This window comes from Rhizobium sp. USDA 4016, assembly GCF_056279705.1.
Genome location: NZ_JBWCCY010000002.1, coordinates 1,267,029 through 1,282,245 on the forward strand (window position 1 = coordinate 1,267,029; position 15,217 = coordinate 1,282,245).

The window sequence follows — 15,217 nt, forward strand, 5'->3', positions numbered from 1 at the left end:
CAACGGTTTTTCGATGTAAACATAGGCAATCAGCGACAGGCCGAGCGCAGCCGCGACTTCGATCGGAGGGAAAGCCCAATGCGGGATCCCGCTTCGCAGAAGAAGCGCGACGATCGCCACGCAGCAGAGCTTTTAAAATGACGATTGAGAGGCTCTGGTGCGCCGATTGAATACTGCATTTTCCGTATGTTCGCCCCAGGGGCTGCCTCGATCTACCCGTCGGCGTCGATGTAAGATTATCAGCCACACAATTGATGCGAGGGTCCCCACCGAAGTTCCGTCTCCGGCACTACGCAGCAAACATCGCCGTCTGTTCGCGGCGCAGCAGATCGATGGTGCGGCCTGCCGGCAGCACCACATCGGAATAGGTAAGGACTTGATCCTTCGCCACGGCCTGTTTCAAGACGCATCCCTCTGCAACCCCCATGGGCAGCAAATTCTGAGCGCCGGCGACATCGACGCGCTCACATTGGCCATAGCTCATGTAGCCGCCCAAACCGTCGATCGTTTCGCCAGCATTAAGGTCGCGCTTTGCAGTTGCCACAACCTCGACCCTTGGGCCCTCCAGTGGTTGAAGCACGGGATCGCGTAAAAGTACAACCCGAGCCACTGAGAGGGGTACTTCGAAATGGCAAAGATGGTAAGGTGTGTAAAAGCTATAAAGCGGGCCGGTTCCGAGCTTGTAAAGGTTCAGGTAATGCTGCTGCTTCGGATCGTCGTGGTAGGCGAGAATAAAGACACCCGGACCTGGTGTTGCTCCCACAACATAGTCGACGGCTCCACCCACGGCTTTCAGCGCCTCAATGTCATACGCGTTGACGAGTTCATCGACATGGCCACGATGCTCGACACCTGTCATGCCGCGCTTCAAAATGGACATGCCAGTGCCGTTAGCGACGATAGCTTGCTCAAAGCTAATCTTCGTGCCATCAGCGAAGCTGGTGACCATATGCGGGTCCTGCCCCCATTTTGCCGCGAATTCGGCCTGCGTTGTCGGTGTTCGATAGGGATCCTGTAGGCCCTTGATATTGCCGCACACCAGCGGCGTAAGGCCGATGGATTTGACGAAGCGCCACAAGTTCATCTGTACTCCGGGCTGGTCTCCATCGCAGGCCGTGAAGATAACCCCTGCCGCATCGGCTTTTTTCTTGAGAAGCGGACCAACCGTACCGTCCAGTTCGGCATTCATGGTCACCATGTCGCGACCGTGCGCGATTGCCCCTAAGGTGATGTTGGCGCCATATTCGATCGCACCCGTCGCATCAATCAAGCAATCCAGATCACCCGACTCATACAGCAATGCTGGATTGTCAGTGACAGCCGGCGTGCCTTCGGCAATCAAGTCGGAGAGCTTGCTGCTGTCGCAGGCGTAGGATGCCTCAAGGCCAGCAGCGCGGTAGGCTAACATAGCCTTCTCCACGTTTCGGTTGCAGATCACGCAAAGGATCATTCCCGGCACGGAGTTGGCGATCTGGTTGACGATGCCCTTCGCCATAAAGCCCGCGCCATACATCCCGACCCTAATGGGACGGCCATCCTGTTCCCGTTTCTTCAGGAGCGTGTCAATCACCATCAGAACCTCCTGCTCCTAGATGCCGCGTAGGCTTTCCACGCCATGAAAATCCTCATCGAAGTCTGGCCATTTCGCGTCTTTCTCCGAAATTACGACCCCTTCAACCGGCCAGGCGATGCCGAACTTCGGATCATTCCAACGCACACCGCGCTCCGACTTTGGATCATAGAACTCGCTGGCAAGATACAATGTCTCGGTGTTGGGCCTTAGTGTCACAAACCCGTGGGCAAAGCCGCGGGGCACATAAAATGCCAGCCGGTTCTCACCCGTTAACTCAACCGCGTGCCAACCGAGGTACGTCGCGGAATCGGGCCGCAGATCGACGATACAGTCCCACAGTGCTCCGGAGAGGCACCGGACGATCTTAACTTCTGGCGACGGCGGGAGTTGATAGTGCAGCCCACGCAGGGTGCCCGCTTCGGCATTGAACGAGTTATTGACTTGTACGAAGCGGCCCTCCACTCCGGCGTCGGCCATTTCTCGCTCGCAGAAGACGCGCTGAAACCATCCTCGTTCGTCCCCGCGCGGTTCCGGCTCGATAACGTATGCACCATCCAAAGGCGTTCCGTGAAACTTCATGCCGCTAGCCTCGTATCCCTCTGTTAGCGGTCAGCTGCGAGCCCCGACCGTAGAGCAATGACGCTCTGAGCGCCTTTCAAAGGCCCGCAAAGATTGATTTTAATCATATGCTCTTCACGCTGCTCCAGAATTTAGTATTACATTAACCATGAGTTTTAAAGTTCAAAAACCAACAAAGCGGGCGCGTCGTACAAATATAAATGTCGCTGCAGCGGGCTACGTTAAAAGAATGTCGACCGATTTTTTGCGCGAAGCAAGGGATTCAGGCAGGAACGGTATCTTAAACGTGCATGGTACTCAATATCGATACTTGCCCGTATCGATAAAACGATATCATTTATTCCATCATGCTATATGCTACCTTCCGCCATTGCGTAATGTCAACTCTTAAGACTTAATCGTTTGGAAGAAATAATGTCGCCCGATAATCGCTGAGACTGAAAATGCCGGACCACATCATCTTGACGTTGCTGCCGCCGCACTCGCCGGAACTGTACCCAGTTGAAAACGTGTTGCAGTTCATGGGCGACTGCATCTTTAACGACGACACGACATCGTCATCCATGGCTGCGCTTCCTCGAATAGGCCGCCGCGACCGGTCGTGAAAGATCATGTCCGTCGGACGCCGCCACAGCTTCACTTGGATCCTGTCGTCAGGCAGATGCATACGAGAGAAAACGCTCTGTTAACCAGTGCCGCGGGAAGCGTAGGGTGACCGGGAGGCGTGGTGAATTGCAGACCGTTTATGCTGCGGCAGGTGCTGCATCATGAAACGGTCCATTTGGGACACTCACTCTTGAAGATCCGGCGACTGGAAGGTGTGGACGGTCAACCGTGCGACAAGCAGGCGGCGCTTCGCGCCTTAAGTTTTGAACACTGCTAAGACGTCTTTGGCAAAGACATCGATGAACTCGGCTTGGTTGCGCCCGACATTGTGCAAGAATACCTTTTCGAAGCCCATCCGCGCATCATCACCCAACCATGCGATAAGATCTGCCTGATCGGCCGAAATGCGGACATGCTGATCCATGTCTTCAGGACGAACGTGCCGATCGAAATGACCAGCGGATATCGGAATAGAACGCATGAGGCAGCGCCGTCTTCTGCGCCGCCGCCCGACAACACTTAGTGCGATTGACCCTCATTCATCTCAGCTGGATCGTAGTTCAGATCCCAGTCTTTTTCTGGCTTTTGCTTGCCTGGAGGGTTTTTATGAACCGTGGCGTCCTCCGACCCCGTTATGACGGTGGGCTTGGCGCTGTGGACGCCGGAAGCCTTTCTGTCTGCACGAGACTTCGCGAATTGGCCGGCGGCATCTTTCTTGGGGCTTCCACCCATGTCAGCTTCCTCCTTTTGTCTTGAAGGCATCGGAAAGTTTTTTTCTCTCTGGATCACGGTTGTTTTCACCAAGCGCGTCCCGATCGTTGTCCGGATCGTCTTTCGGCGGAAGATAGCCCCTCGGAGTATTGCCCTTAGGGCCTTCCCAACGTGGCGACTGATCGGTGGTTCCTGGTCGGCCATTCTTCGGTGAATTCATGCCCATCTTGGTCCTCCGTCTGTCTATGCGGGGTTGAGGCAGGCTTGCTAGCTGCCATCGCCATAGATCATTCCTGACGGTCTAACCCTTGACCAAGTCCAAGGTTCCAAAGTCGCAGCAATGGGAAATTGAGCGTCACGCCAGAAGCGGCCGGCAAAAAGCTCGCTGGCGCGCTTCAACTTGCTTTACCGGTCCGCATGGTCCCGCTTGCGATCAGATGATCGGTTTGCCACCTGTAACGGCAATTGTCGCGCCTGAGACATAGCTCGACAGGGGATCGGCGAGCATTACATAGGTTGTCGCCAGTTCGGCCGGCTGCCCAGGGCGCTGCATTGGAACCTGTTTTCCGAAGTTCCTGACTGCGTCCTCCGGCAGGGTAGATGGGATCAGTGGCGTCCAGATTGGCCCGGGTGCCACCGCATTTGCCCGAATACCTTTGTCGGCAAGCATTTGGGCAAGACCAGCGGTGAAGTTCTGGATGGCGCCTTTTGTTGTGGCATAGGCAAGCAGGTGCGGGCTTGGACTGTCAGCGTTGATCGAGGCGGTGTTGATAATCGCGCTGCCTGGTTTCATATGCGCAACAGCCGCTTTGGAAAGGTAGAACATCGCGTGGATATTGACCTTGAATGTCAGCTCCCATTCCTGGTCACTTATGTCTCCAATGTCGCTAAAGCTTGCCTGATGAGCGGCGTTGTTGACGAGAATATCGATGCCGCCGAGTTCTGCCCTTGCCGTGTCGATGATGTGGCGGCAATGCTCGGGATTTTGGATGTCGCCTCGCAAGAGGATGGCCTTGCGACCGGCCTTTTCGACCCAACTTTTCGTTTCATTGGCGTCATCATCCTCGTCCAGATAGGCGATGAGAACATCGGCACCCTCTCGGGCGTAAGCGATGGCGACAGCGCGGCCGATACCGCTGTCGCCGCCGGTGATGATCGCCTTCTTATCCTTGAGGCGACCGGAGCCACGGTAAGTATGTTCGCCATGATCAGGCAACGGCGACATGGCGTTCGTCGAACCGGGCATTGGCTGCTTGGGGGTGTCGAAGGGCGGGGCTGGATAGTTTGGCATGGCAATCTCCCACGGGTTGCGTGTTAAGGTCTTTGAGCCATTTGGAGATAATGCTCGAAAGCTGGACAGGCGTGCGGCCAAGCGTTCGGGTCACGATTGTCCTGCCGTTTTGTAGGGCCTAAGTGGTTGTCGTGGCGATGCAGGCGACAGGAATGTGTTCATGTCTCCTTGGCTGTGTCTCAACACAACTTCCAAAGACGCTCAGAGTTCCTACGATTGCTTCGTCGTAAGCTCGTCGCGAAGCAGTCTCGAAAGCTCCGCCTCATCCCGCACGCCGAATTCAAACCAGTCAATGAGGGCTTTCGCCTGCACAATGGCGGCATCACTCGATGGTTCGCAATCTTGCTCGGCGCACCATTCGCGAGAATGCGATCGAGCATCTTCATGGTTTCGCTTGTCAGCGGTTCCTTCGGCCAGTCCGTCTTTGCCATGGTTACCCCGTTTTTTGATGACGATAGCGGCCGCCGGGCAATGAGCAATCACCAGAAAGCCACACGCGCCCAAAATCTGAGCGGCTTGGTTGTGAACCTTCGAACCGATGGCGGTAGCATGGCGCGACCTAACATCTGCGATTGATCCTATTTTGGGCGAGCATGCTCCACGTCTTTCCCAGTTTCGATCAAATCCCGCGACGCTTCGCAACGACGGCTTCGCGCAGTGTCCTTGCAGCGTTTGGGGCCGTCGTGGATTGGCCCGAGAGAGTAGTCCGGATAGCAGGAGCACGGCCAGTGACACCAGCGGCGCCGCTGTGGAGAAGCACGACTTGCAGGGATTGATCTGCCGTTCATATTCGGACGCAATACGGCTGAGGTCGAGGACTTCGACTTTGAAATCGGATCTTTCCTGGAAAATCTGCTTGGCCAGTTGAACCATCCTGTAACTCTTCGATAGTTCGCAGGGACAGGTGTGTTCGCTGCGACGATCCATTGATCAAAAAAAGCGCTCGCGGCGGGCCATTTGCATCCTACGTGGTGCGATTGCGCCTCCTGAGCCGCGAGCCTTGAGCCACTCCGTCAAGAGTGTCGAGGCGCATCGCCGTCAAAACGACAATCAGCTCAGGAACCATCCTTTCCGGCAGGAGTTGAGCGCACGAGCGATCACCGGACAATCCGGTCAAGGGCGAGGCACGTAAGGGGCGCCCGGCGTGTGTTCGCAGTGCCAAGGCGAATTGGAGAAGCAACATGCCTAAGCGCGACACAACCCTCTCGGAAGGCCTCGACACCGACGTCGAACTGCAGGCTCATCTCGCCGCGCTTGAGGCCGAAACCTATTCAGCGCCCGACAGCGGCCCGCCGGAAGCTCGTCCTTTCCAGCGGGTTAGAGACGACCTTGATCATGTGCGGGACGAGATCGAAACCCTTCGCTCAAGGCTGTCACTCGTCAAGCAGCGGGCGGTGATCGTCGCCAGATCCAACCTCGAATGGGCCGACGCCAGCGCTCATGACCAACTCGGAACATACCCATGGGCGAAGCTTGCAGGCGCCATGGCCGCGACCGCTATCGGCGCGCGGGTGCTGAGACGCCTTCCTGTGAGTGCAATTGCGGCAGTCGCGGTCCCCTTAATCGTCGCTCGCCTCGAGGCGAATTCGCGCCGATAGGAGAATTAGATGCAATCTGAACAGCATCTCCAGCATGCCATTCAAGTCGCAACCGAAGCCCACGACGGCCAGCAGGACAAGCTTGGAAACCCTTACTTTGACCACTGCCGAAGGGTCGCGGACGCAGTATCTGGCGACGAAGAGAAAGTGGTCGCCTACCTTCACGATGTGCCTGAAAAGGCCTGGGGATGGACGCTCGACCGACTGAAGGAAGAGGGTTTTTCCCAGGCCGTCCTCGCCGCGGTCGATGCGTTGACGAAAAGGCAAGGCGAGGAGGACGAGGTCTTTGTGCGGCGGGCGATCGCCAACCGGCTGGCACGGCCCGTGAAGCAGGCGGATCTCGAGGACAATCTTGACCAAGCGCGGCAAACCGGATGCGAAACGTTAAAATACGAGCGCGGACTTGCGATAATTGCGAACGTCTCTTCTGCAGATTGACCAAAAGGTGGCGATATGGCCTCGTTCGACGATCGTCGCAGATTTTGAGCCTGCCGACGCGATGGGCCTGGGCATGCCTGAAGACCAATGAGGTATGGGAGGCACTGCCTCGGGTTTTTAATCGTCCGCGGCAGCCGTACTGGCGGTCTTGAACGCGTCAAAATCACCTCCTAAATTTTGGACGTCAACACGCCAAAGACAAGGAGGTAAAAATGGCAAGTTTTCAGTTTGACCTTCCTGTTTACGTTCAGCGCAAGCACTTCATCGAAGAGATTACGAACCTCCATGAAGCTTTTGATTTTCTTGACGAATGGCCGGAATACAAGCGCGATATTCCCTATGAGAAATTGCAGAGGGCGTGCCGGGAGGCTGCTTGCGGAAGATTTCCTTTGAGTGCAGCGCGTCAGAATTTCCAACGCTTCGTCAAGAGGGCAGGGATGCTGATCGAAAGTGAGGATATGCCCAGTTTCGTCGGATCGAGCAACGACCGCAATATTGGGAACGCCTAGGCGGCTCAACCATGCTGCAAAGCTCGCGGGTCACTCTCGGCGGCCGTTGCCGGCACCCTCGAAGGACTATTCGCGGCTTGCTGCAAAAGTCCTCGCGCTGCTGTACCAATCCATGGATGGCGCGCAGGCCTGCATCGGCAAACCCATCCTGACGCTCGCTTAAGGTTGTCGTCTTGGAATGCCTGTTAGTCGCAAAATGATGGACGACAGTTCGCGCTCGGCCGGGAATGCGCTTGGAGCGTTTGGACGATTGTTGCCGAAGAGCCTCTTGATCGTGCCATGAGGCCAAGGAATCTATGTTGCTCTTTGCCGGATCGCCTTGGAGTCGGACCGTTGCTGCGGCTGACGCAATGAGATCGCGCACACTGATGGGGCTCCCTGTACCTGCGTGCGGGGAATGAGCCCGGCGCCGGCCGTCATCGTGTTTGATCAAGCAATCTGATTTTCGCCTTCGATGTGAAGCGGTGCAGTCTGCTGTTCTGCCTCCAAGCCGCGCCCGCGGACGCGAACCGAGGCGGCTTACTCCGGCACCTTGGTCGTAATCTGTGTTCCCGAATCCAGCACTATATGCAGCGTCCGGATCATGTCGGCGGCCATAAGAAGTGCTTTCTTGATTTCACCGGGCTTCCGTCGCTCGACGGACACTTCGATCGCTTGCAAGTCGAAAACCGCATCGTGGTTCGTATTGCTGCTCGGTATCCCGGTACGCTCGCGTAGGTTGCTGATCGTCACGACCGCGCGACGCAGCAGTCGGCGCTTTTCGGGATTGCCCAGCCTTTCGACCCTGTTGGCGGCTCGGATGATTTCGGCGATAAAGTCGTTGGTAGAGGTCATGCAGGTCTGCCAGTGACGGAACGTTCGTCAATCCGCGTTGAAAGATCCCTAAGGGGCATGAATGGGCTAAACACGACCGGCTTGTCGAGGATGGCCATGACAAAGCCGACGTGATAAGAGATAAACCAGCCCGTCAATTGACGGTCGTCCTAAAGATCTGATGTTTTAACAGGTTGTGAACTTCGGTTGATATTCTTCCTTAAGACTTCCGATATCCAGACGAGGTTCGCTATCCGCCGGTTTTGACCATGCGCTGCGCCTGCCGCATCGGATTGCCAATCGTGCCGGTAAATCCCAGATAGGCCGGATATGCTCCCAATTCTTCGATGGCGATTGGCGATGACTAAGAAAAGATACGCACTGCTGCATCCATTTCGATACGGCCGCGTTGATCTCCGAGATCCATGATCGATTGAAGGATGTATCAAAATGACCTTCCCATCGCCGATGACCGAAGTCCCTTCTCAACGCTTCAAAGAAGCAAGTGATGCCGCGCGCCACGCCCTGGAACAGCTGATTGCAAGCGCCAATGAAGCAGGATGGGGCACTGAAGAAATCACCGTTGCATTTGCGGAGGCGGCAAATTTCCTCAAGGATGCCCATCGCAGGGACCCTGACCCGGCTGGCAATTCCTCGATAAGTGGCGCTGCAAAAGAGCAGATTGGCCATGGCGAGCTCTACGATTGATTGTCGTGACGGTCGACATTTCGATAACGTCGCATCACGGGTGATGCAGCTGTCACAAAACGGGCAGAACAACTGCTGGGAACACCGAGGTGCCATGGTGTTGGGGCAGGGCTTGCGGCTCGGCGCCTTTCGCGAGGCGCTGCTCGTAAACCTGTGCTCACGCAGCAGTTTCCAGCCGGACGAGATGGCCAGCGCCGATCTCGCGGTAACTGGGCGTTGGTCCAACATAATCTAGCGGTCGGACCGGACTTTTCAGCTCCTCTGTCGATAGTCCGCGTCTCACGCGCCGGCGATCCGGATCGGGCACGGGAACGGCCGCCATCAGCATCTTCGTATAAGGGTGCTGCGGGTTGCCGAAGATGGCAGCGCGCGGGCCGATCTCGACGATCTCACCGAGATACATGACCGCAACACGATGGCTGACGCGTTCGACGACGGCCATGTCATGCGAGATGAACAGGAAGGCGAGGTTGAGGCTCTGCTGCAGGTCCAGCATCAGATTGATGACCTGCGCCTTGATCGAGACGTCGAGGGCCGAGACGCTTTCATCGGCGACGATCACCTTCGGATCGAGCGCCAGCGCCCGGGCAATGCAGATGCGCTGACGCTGACCGCCGGAGAACTCGTGCGGAAAGCGCGCCATCATATCCGCGCTCAGACCGACACGTTCCAATAGGTCGGCGGCCTTGTTGCGCGCCTCGACGCGGCTGGCGAGGCCGTGCTCGATGATCGGTTCTGCGACCGCTGCCCCCACAGTCATCCGCGGATTGAGGCTTGCAAACGGATCTTGAAAAATCATCTGGATGCTGCGCCGCATGCGGCGCAGGCTCGATGGATCAAGGGCTGTCACATTATAGCCGTCAAGGATGACCCTTCCCGCGTTCGGTTCGACGAGGCGGGTGATGGAGCGGCCTGTGGTCGATTTCCCGCAACCGGATTCGCCGACAAGCGACAGGGTCTCGCCCTGAAAGAGAGCGAAGGAGACATTCTCGACCGCATGGATGGCGCCGGTCTTTGCGCCGAAAAGCCCGCCGCGAACAGCAAAGCGGGTGGTGAGGTTCTTGACCTCGAGGACCGGCGTCTTGCTGACGACCGTATCTGCCACTGCTACCGGCTCGCTCCGCTCGCCAGTCGCGGTATCGACAACAGGAAACCGGAGCGGCCATTGTTGTCCGGCCATTGAACCGAGTCGCGGCACGGCGGAAAGCAGCGCGCGCGTATAAAGGTGCTTGCCGCGGAGGAAAATATGACTGGTCGGGCCCGTCTCGACTGCCTCGCCGCGATACATCACGATCGTCCGGTCCGAAACTTCGGCGACGACGCCCATGTCATGGGTAATGAAGAGAACGGACATGCCTTCCTCCTCCTGCAGCAATTTTATGAGGTCGAGAATCTGGCCTTGGATCGTTACGTCGAGCGCCGTCGTCGGCTCGTCGGCAATCAAAAGTTTCGGCCTGGAGGCAAGCGCCATGGCGATCATCACCCGCTGGCGCATGCCGCCGGAAAACTGGTGAGGATATTCGTCGAAGCGCGAGGAAGCATTCGGGATACGGACCTTTTCCAGAAGACGGATCGTTTCACCCCGCGCCTCGGACCGGGTCATGTCGCCGTGACACGTGAGCGCTTCGGAGATCTGCCGGCCGATCGTGAAAATCGGATTGAGGCTCGTCATCGGCTCCTGAAAGATCATTGCGGCGTCATTGCCGCGCACGCGCCGCATCTCCTTGTCGGAAAGTGCAAGGATATCCTTGCCGTTCAGGACGATCTTGCCGTCGATGCGGCTCTGGTTCCTGGCCAGCAGTCGCATGATCGAGAGCGAGGTGACGCTCTTGCCGGAGCCGCTTTCGCCCACGATGGCCACCGTTTCACCTGGCATCACATCGAAGCCGATGTTGCGGACCACCGGCTTCCACTGGCCATCGACGAGGAACGACGTCGTCAGGTCTTTGACCGAGAGCACGGATTTTGCGGCTTCACCCATTTCGTTTCCCTGCTTTATCGTTTGCGTTTCAAAGCTTGAGCGGCGTTGCAAAGGAGGCCGAAGGGCGGCCTTCGGCGATACGTGCGGCTTCAAGGGTGGCTATCTTTTCGTCGATCACGCGGCGGTCGATCAATCCGCTCGGGTTTTGGCGCGTCGCCATCGTCTCGGCGACATGCAGATAGCGCTCCTGGGCGACGGCATAGAGGCGGCGAAGTTCGCCAAGCGGATCGGCATGGTCATCGACGCGGATATTGAGCCAGGCGTAATCCTGATCGCGATAAACGAGCAGGGCCGCCGATTGCCTGCCGCGCTTGTCTCCGCCTGCATCTTCGCCGGCCTGCATGGCTTCGAGCAACCGCTCGGCAAGCGGCAGCCGGGACGTCTTGCGATAGACGGCGAGCGTCTTTTCGAGCACCTGCGGTCCGCCCAGCATATTTCCGGCGACGGATATGTCGTCCCCAATAAGATGGCCTGCCCAGTCGATACATCGTGCGCCCGTAAAAGCTGCATTCCGGCCCCTGGCGTCGATCAAGTGGAACTGCCGCTGATCGCGGCCTTCGTCGCGGGCGGTCAGTCCACGCAGGATATCCGCCGGAGCCTGTCCTGACGCAAGCGCGGCAAGCCCGTCGATGCCGTAAAGCGGGCTGACGAAAGCCTGCGTCGCAACCGCGCCGATGCGGCCGCGAATATGCGGGACGAGGCCGCCCACGGCGAAGAAGCGGCTGGCAACGGCGATGCCCAAGTGGCCGGCTTCAGGGTCGCGGGCAACGATCGACCAGGTCATGGCTTACCTCCCGACAGCATAGGCCTGCATCAGGCGCGGCGTTGCGGCTGCCCGCATCAGGCCATCGGCGTCGCGGCGCGCAGCGGTGAGGCGGCCGATGGTCCATGGGTCGGCGACCGTCAGATTGTGGCCCTTCCTGCGCAGCGCATCGAGAACCTCGGTGCCGAAATTTGCCTCCGCCATCAGGCTGCCCGGCTCGCGGGTACGTGGATAAAAGGAGCCCGGGAAATGCGATGTGTGGAAGAGAGGCTGATCGATTGCGGCCTGCAGGTTCATCTTGTGATGCACATAGCGCATGAAGAAGGAGAGCTGCCATTGCTCTTGCTGGTCGCCGCCGGGCGTGCCGAAGGCGAGCGTGGGCCGGCCTTCGTAGAGAGCTAAGGATGGCGTCAGCGTCGTGCGTGGACGCTTGCCTGGCGCAAGCGACGTCGGCAGGCCGGGCTTCAGCCAGAACATCTGCGCACGCGAATTCAGGCAAAAGCCGAGACTTGGCACGATCGGTGAGGACTGCAGCCAACCGCCTGACGGCGTGACGGAAACCATGTTGCCCTCGCGGTCGATCACGTCGATGTGGACGGTGTCGCCGCGCTTTTCGGAAAGATGCGCCATGGTCGGCTCGTAGACGGCGCCTGTCTTCGAGGTGACGTTGAGCATGTCCATGGTGAGTTCGTATTGAGCTTCGAAGCCGGGAATGCGCCCGGGGCGCAATTCAAGCGATGCCTCGGAGGTTATCAGCTTCCGGCGCGCGTTCGCATAAGCATCCGAGAGCAGATGCTCGATCGGGATTTCCGCGAATTTCGGGTCGCCATAATAGATTTCACGGTCGGCAAAGGCGAGTTTCATCGCCTCGGTGAGCGTATGGACGAATTCGGCGCCCGCCGGGTCCATTCCGGCGATGTCGATCTCCTTCAGAAGCGAGAGCGTCTGCAAAAACACCGGGCCTTGGCCCCATGGGCCGATCTTTGCGACCGTCCAGTCGTGATACTGATAGATCAGCGGCTCTTCGATCGCAGCCGACCATTTTGCCATGTCGTTCGCGCTGATGACGCCCTTGTGCCGACTGCCGCTTGCATCCATCACCTCCGTCGAGCCGGCATATCTGTCAATCGCCTCGGCAACGAAACCGCGGTAGAACGCATCGCGCGCAGCTTCGACTTGCGCCTCGCGGTCTTTTTTTGCTTCGGCCTCTGCGATGACGCGCTTCCAGGTTTCGGCAAGCACCGGGTTCTTGAAGTTCGAATGCGGCGCCGGGACCGAGCCGCGGGGCAGCCAGGTCTCATGCGAGGTCGGCCACTCTTTTTCGAAAAAAGATGCAAGGCCGGAGATTGTCGCAGACACGCGCTCAAGGACAGGGTGACCGTGCTCGGCATAATGAATTGCGGGTTCAAGGATGTCGCGGACGGTCAGGCGCCCATAGTCTCGAAGCATCAGCATCCACCCATCGAAAGAGCCGGGAATGACGGTGGCAAGCAGGCCGTTGCCTGGGATGAGGCTCAGACCTTCAGACGTATAGTGCTCGATTGTGGCGCCGGCCGGAGCCGGCCCCTGCGCACAGATGACTTCGACCTTATCTTTCTTCTTCGAATAGAAGATCGCAGGCATGTCGCCGCCCGGTCCGCAAAGATGCGGCTCGAGGACCTGCAGGACGAAGCCGGCGGCGACAGCTGCATCAAACGCGTTTCCGCCTTTTTCGAGTATGCTCATTCCAACGGCGGAGGCGATCCAATGGGTTGATGTGACGACGCCGAAGGTGCCCAAAATCTCAGGACGGGTGGTGAACGCGGTCATTTCAAAATCCTTTCATGCTTCGCGCGGGTCGAGCGCATCGCGCAGGCCGTCGCCGAGAAGGTTAAAGCCAATCACGACGAGGAAGATTGCCGCACCCGGCCACATCGCCATCCAGGGCGCTTGGGAGAGGAAATTCTTGGCAACGTTGAGCATCGAGCCCCAGCTGGGGGCAGGCGGCTGCTGACCGAGGCCCAAAAAGGAAAGGCTCGCTTCGGCGATGATCGCTGTCGCAATCGTCAGCGTCGCCTGCACGAGAATCGGCGCAAAGACATTCGGCAGGATATAGCGGCTGATGATGCTAAAGTGTCTAAGCCCGACGGAACGTGCGCCCTCAACATATTCCTCCGTCTTGACGGCGAGCACCTGGCCTCGGGTCAGCCGGACGAAAATAGGCATGGCCGAAAGACCAATGGCGATCATCGCATTCGTCAGGCTTGGGCCGAGGAACGCCGCAAGTGCGATCGCGGTGATCAGAAACGGCATGGCGAGGAAGGCTTCGGTGACGCGGGAGATGATCTGGTCCGTCCACCCGCCAAAATAGCCGGAGATGAGGCCGAACGGCACGCCGATCACAACCGCAATCGCCACCGAAAAGACACCCGCCATCAGTGAGGCCTGTGCGCCCCAGACCATGCGGGAGAGAATATCACGGCCAATGTCATCGGTTCCGAGCCAGTGGGCTGCTGACGGCGCCTTGCGGATTGCAGACCAGCTCGTCGCGTTAGGGTCCGGGATCGGCAATAGCGGCGCTGCTGTTGCGAGAATGGCGAAGAAGGCGATGATCCCGAGGCCTGCGATCGCTCCTTTGTTCGCCTTCAGCTTGCGCCAGGCTCGGCTTGGCGGGCGCTGATCAGTTGCAATGGTGATCTGGTCGAGAGCGGTCATAGGGCTGCCCTCATTCGCGGGTTGAGAAGGACATAGACGATGTCAGCTAACAGGTTCATCAGAATGAAGCCGATTGCCGTGCAAAGCACGACGCCCTGGACGACCGCGTAGTCGCGGTTGAAGACGGCATCGACGATGAGTTTGCCAAAGCCTGGAATGGTGAAGATCTGTTCGGTCAATACCGCACCTGCAAGCAATTCGCCGAAGAGCAGTGCACTCAGCGTGACGATCGGCAGGACGGCGTTGCGAAAGCTGTGTTCAAGCACGACGGAGCGCTCGGAAAGCCCCTTCGCCCGGGCGGTGCGGACGTAATCGGCGCTGAGTACGCTCAACATCGCAGAGCGGGTGTGACGCATCAGCGTGGCGGCGAGTGCGTTGCCAAGTACAAAGGATGGCATCAACATCGTTTCAATCGAGCGTAGCGGGTTGCTGAAGAAGGGCTCGTAACCAGAGGCGGGAAGCCAGCCGAGCTTCACCGAGACCAGCAGGATCAGCATGATGCCGAGCCAGAAATTCGGGATCGAGAGACCTGAAAGTGCGATGAGATTTGCGAGGTAGTCGAAGGCCGTATTCTTCTTGACCGCGGCTAAAATCCCCATCGGCACGCCGATGGCGAAAGCGAAAATCATCGACATGATCGCGAGCTGGATGGTGACCGGCAGCTTTTCCGCCACAAGTTCAACAACCGGCTGGTTGGTACGCAACGATATGCCAAGATCGCCCTTCAGAACCGAGCCGAGCCACGAGACGTACTGATAGGGTACCGGGTCGTTCAGCCGATATTTTTCGCGCAGGTATTCGATCACCTGCGGATCGCGCTCCTCGCCTGCCATGGCGAGAATGGGGTCGCCCGGCAAAAGCTTCTGCAGCGAGAAGACGAAGATCGAGATGATCAGCAGCGTCGGAATGGCGACCAGAAGCCGCTTGGTAATGTAGGTGTACATGAGCAGGTC

At 58.1% G+C, this 15,217-nt stretch carries 18 protein-coding genes and 1 pseudogene; 4 read left to right on the top strand and 15 right to left on the bottom strand.

The features are described from left to right. Nucleotides 1–289 precede the first annotated feature (289 nt). The 9 genes and pseudogenes from ACZ9DP_RS07180 to ACZ9DP_RS07220 all read right to left on the bottom strand — a co-directional run. Entirely contained in the window at nucleotides 290–1,573 is a 1,284-nt protein-coding gene (locus ACZ9DP_RS07180; RefSeq protein ID WP_476200975.1) for an NAD(P)H-dependent oxidoreductase, read from the bottom strand. 15 nt (nucleotides 1,574–1,588) lie between these two features. Then, a complete protein-coding gene (gene rfbC / locus ACZ9DP_RS07185) occupies nucleotides 1,589–2,152 on the bottom strand; it encodes a dTDP-4-dehydrorhamnose 3,5-epimerase (protein WP_074072004.1) in 564 nt (187 codons plus the stop codon). 394 nt (nucleotides 2,153–2,546) lie between these two features. After that, complete coding sequence (locus ACZ9DP_RS07190) at nucleotides 2,547–2,717, bottom strand: hypothetical protein (RefSeq protein WP_476200977.1); 171 nt, start codon at nucleotides 2,715–2,717, stop codon at nucleotides 2,547–2,549. A 297-nt stretch (nucleotides 2,718–3,014) separates the two neighbouring features. Further along, a complete protein-coding gene (locus ACZ9DP_RS07195; RefSeq protein ID WP_476200979.1) occupies nucleotides 3,015–3,239 on the bottom strand; it encodes a hypothetical protein in 225 nt (74 codons plus the stop codon). 38 nt (nucleotides 3,240–3,277) lie between these two features. Then, nucleotides 3,278–3,490 carry a hypothetical protein gene (locus ACZ9DP_RS07200; protein WP_194731083.1) on the bottom strand — a complete coding sequence of 71 codons (213 nt, stop codon included), beginning with the start codon at nucleotides 3,488–3,490 and terminating at the stop codon, nucleotides 3,278–3,280. A 1-nt stretch (nucleotide 3,491) separates the two neighbouring features. Further along, nucleotides 3,492–3,695 carry a hypothetical protein gene (locus ACZ9DP_RS07205; RefSeq protein WP_476200981.1) on the bottom strand — a complete coding sequence of 68 codons (204 nt, stop codon included), beginning with the start codon at nucleotides 3,693–3,695 and terminating at the stop codon, nucleotides 3,492–3,494. Between the two features lie 207 nt (nucleotides 3,696–3,902). After that, on the bottom strand, nucleotides 3,903–4,760 hold the full coding sequence (locus tag ACZ9DP_RS07210; protein ID WP_074072001.1) for an SDR family oxidoreductase: 858 nt from the start codon (nucleotides 4,758–4,760) through the stop codon (nucleotides 3,903–3,905). Between the two features lie 210 nt (nucleotides 4,761–4,970). Next, on the bottom strand, nucleotides 4,971–5,402 hold the full coding sequence (locus ACZ9DP_RS07215) for a hypothetical protein (RefSeq protein ID WP_476200982.1): 432 nt from the start codon (nucleotides 5,400–5,402) through the stop codon (nucleotides 4,971–4,973). 38 nt (nucleotides 5,403–5,440) lie between these two features. Next, nucleotides 5,441–5,724 (bottom strand): annotated as a pseudogene (locus ACZ9DP_RS07220) (NADPH-dependent FMN reductase); the annotation flags it as partial. A 217-nt stretch (nucleotides 5,725–5,941) separates the two neighbouring features. On the opposite strand from ACZ9DP_RS07220, the gene ACZ9DP_RS07225 reads away from it, so the two are divergent. From ACZ9DP_RS07225 to ACZ9DP_RS07235, 3 genes are all read left to right on the top strand, one after another. Further along, a complete protein-coding gene (locus ACZ9DP_RS07225) occupies nucleotides 5,942–6,358 on the top strand; it encodes a hypothetical protein (RefSeq protein WP_476200984.1) in 417 nt (138 codons plus the stop codon). A 9-nt stretch (nucleotides 6,359–6,367) separates the two neighbouring features. After that, nucleotides 6,368–6,796: an HD domain-containing protein gene (locus ACZ9DP_RS07230; RefSeq protein ID WP_476200985.1), complete on the top strand. Its 429-nt coding sequence runs from the start codon at nucleotides 6,368–6,370 to the stop codon at nucleotides 6,794–6,796. A gap of 212 nt (nucleotides 6,797–7,008) precedes the next feature. Then, complete coding sequence (locus ACZ9DP_RS07235; protein ID WP_476200986.1) at nucleotides 7,009–7,305, top strand: DUF982 domain-containing protein; 297 nt, start codon at nucleotides 7,009–7,011, stop codon at nucleotides 7,303–7,305. A 519-nt stretch (nucleotides 7,306–7,824) separates the two neighbouring features. Here the strand turns inward: ACZ9DP_RS07235 and ACZ9DP_RS07240 are convergent. Beyond that, nucleotides 7,825–8,139, bottom strand: a complete 315-nt coding sequence (locus ACZ9DP_RS07240; protein WP_194731087.1) for a hypothetical protein — start codon at nucleotides 8,137–8,139, stop codon at nucleotides 7,825–7,827. Between the two features lie 429 nt (nucleotides 8,140–8,568). Between ACZ9DP_RS07240 and ACZ9DP_RS07245 the strand changes: the two genes are divergently transcribed. After that, nucleotides 8,569–8,826: a hypothetical protein gene (locus ACZ9DP_RS07245; protein WP_476200988.1), complete on the top strand. Its 258-nt coding sequence runs from the start codon at nucleotides 8,569–8,571 to the stop codon at nucleotides 8,824–8,826. A gap of 157 nt (nucleotides 8,827–8,983) precedes the next feature. Here ACZ9DP_RS07245 and ACZ9DP_RS07250 read toward each other — a convergent pair whose 3' ends face one another. Genes ACZ9DP_RS07250 through ACZ9DP_RS07270 form a run of 5 tightly spaced genes read right to left on the bottom strand, consistent with a single transcriptional unit; the run spans nucleotide 8,984 to nucleotide 15,208 of the window. Further along, nucleotides 8,984–10,807 carry an ABC transporter ATP-binding protein gene (locus tag ACZ9DP_RS07250; RefSeq protein ID WP_476200989.1) on the bottom strand — a complete coding sequence of 608 codons (1,824 nt, stop codon included), beginning with the start codon at nucleotides 10,805–10,807 and terminating at the stop codon, nucleotides 8,984–8,986. 28 nt (nucleotides 10,808–10,835) lie between these two features. Then, nucleotides 10,836–11,591, bottom strand: coding sequence for a DUF1028 domain-containing protein (locus ACZ9DP_RS07255; protein WP_194731090.1), 756 nt, complete (start codon nucleotides 11,589–11,591; stop codon nucleotides 10,836–10,838). Nucleotides 11,592–11,594: 3 nt separating this feature from the next. Then, entirely contained in the window at nucleotides 11,595–13,379 is a 1,785-nt protein-coding gene (locus tag ACZ9DP_RS07260) for a gamma-glutamyltransferase family protein (RefSeq protein WP_476200990.1), read from the bottom strand. Between the two features lie 12 nt (nucleotides 13,380–13,391). Next, on the bottom strand, nucleotides 13,392–14,264 hold the full coding sequence (locus ACZ9DP_RS07265) for an ABC transporter permease (protein ID WP_476200991.1): 873 nt from the start codon (nucleotides 14,262–14,264) through the stop codon (nucleotides 13,392–13,394). Further along, nucleotides 14,261–15,208, bottom strand: coding sequence for an ABC transporter permease (locus tag ACZ9DP_RS07270; RefSeq protein ID WP_074071991.1), 948 nt, complete (start codon nucleotides 15,206–15,208; stop codon nucleotides 14,261–14,263). The genes ACZ9DP_RS07265 and ACZ9DP_RS07270 overlap by 4 nt, the downstream gene beginning before the upstream one ends. Nucleotides 15,209–15,217 lie beyond the last annotated feature (9 nt).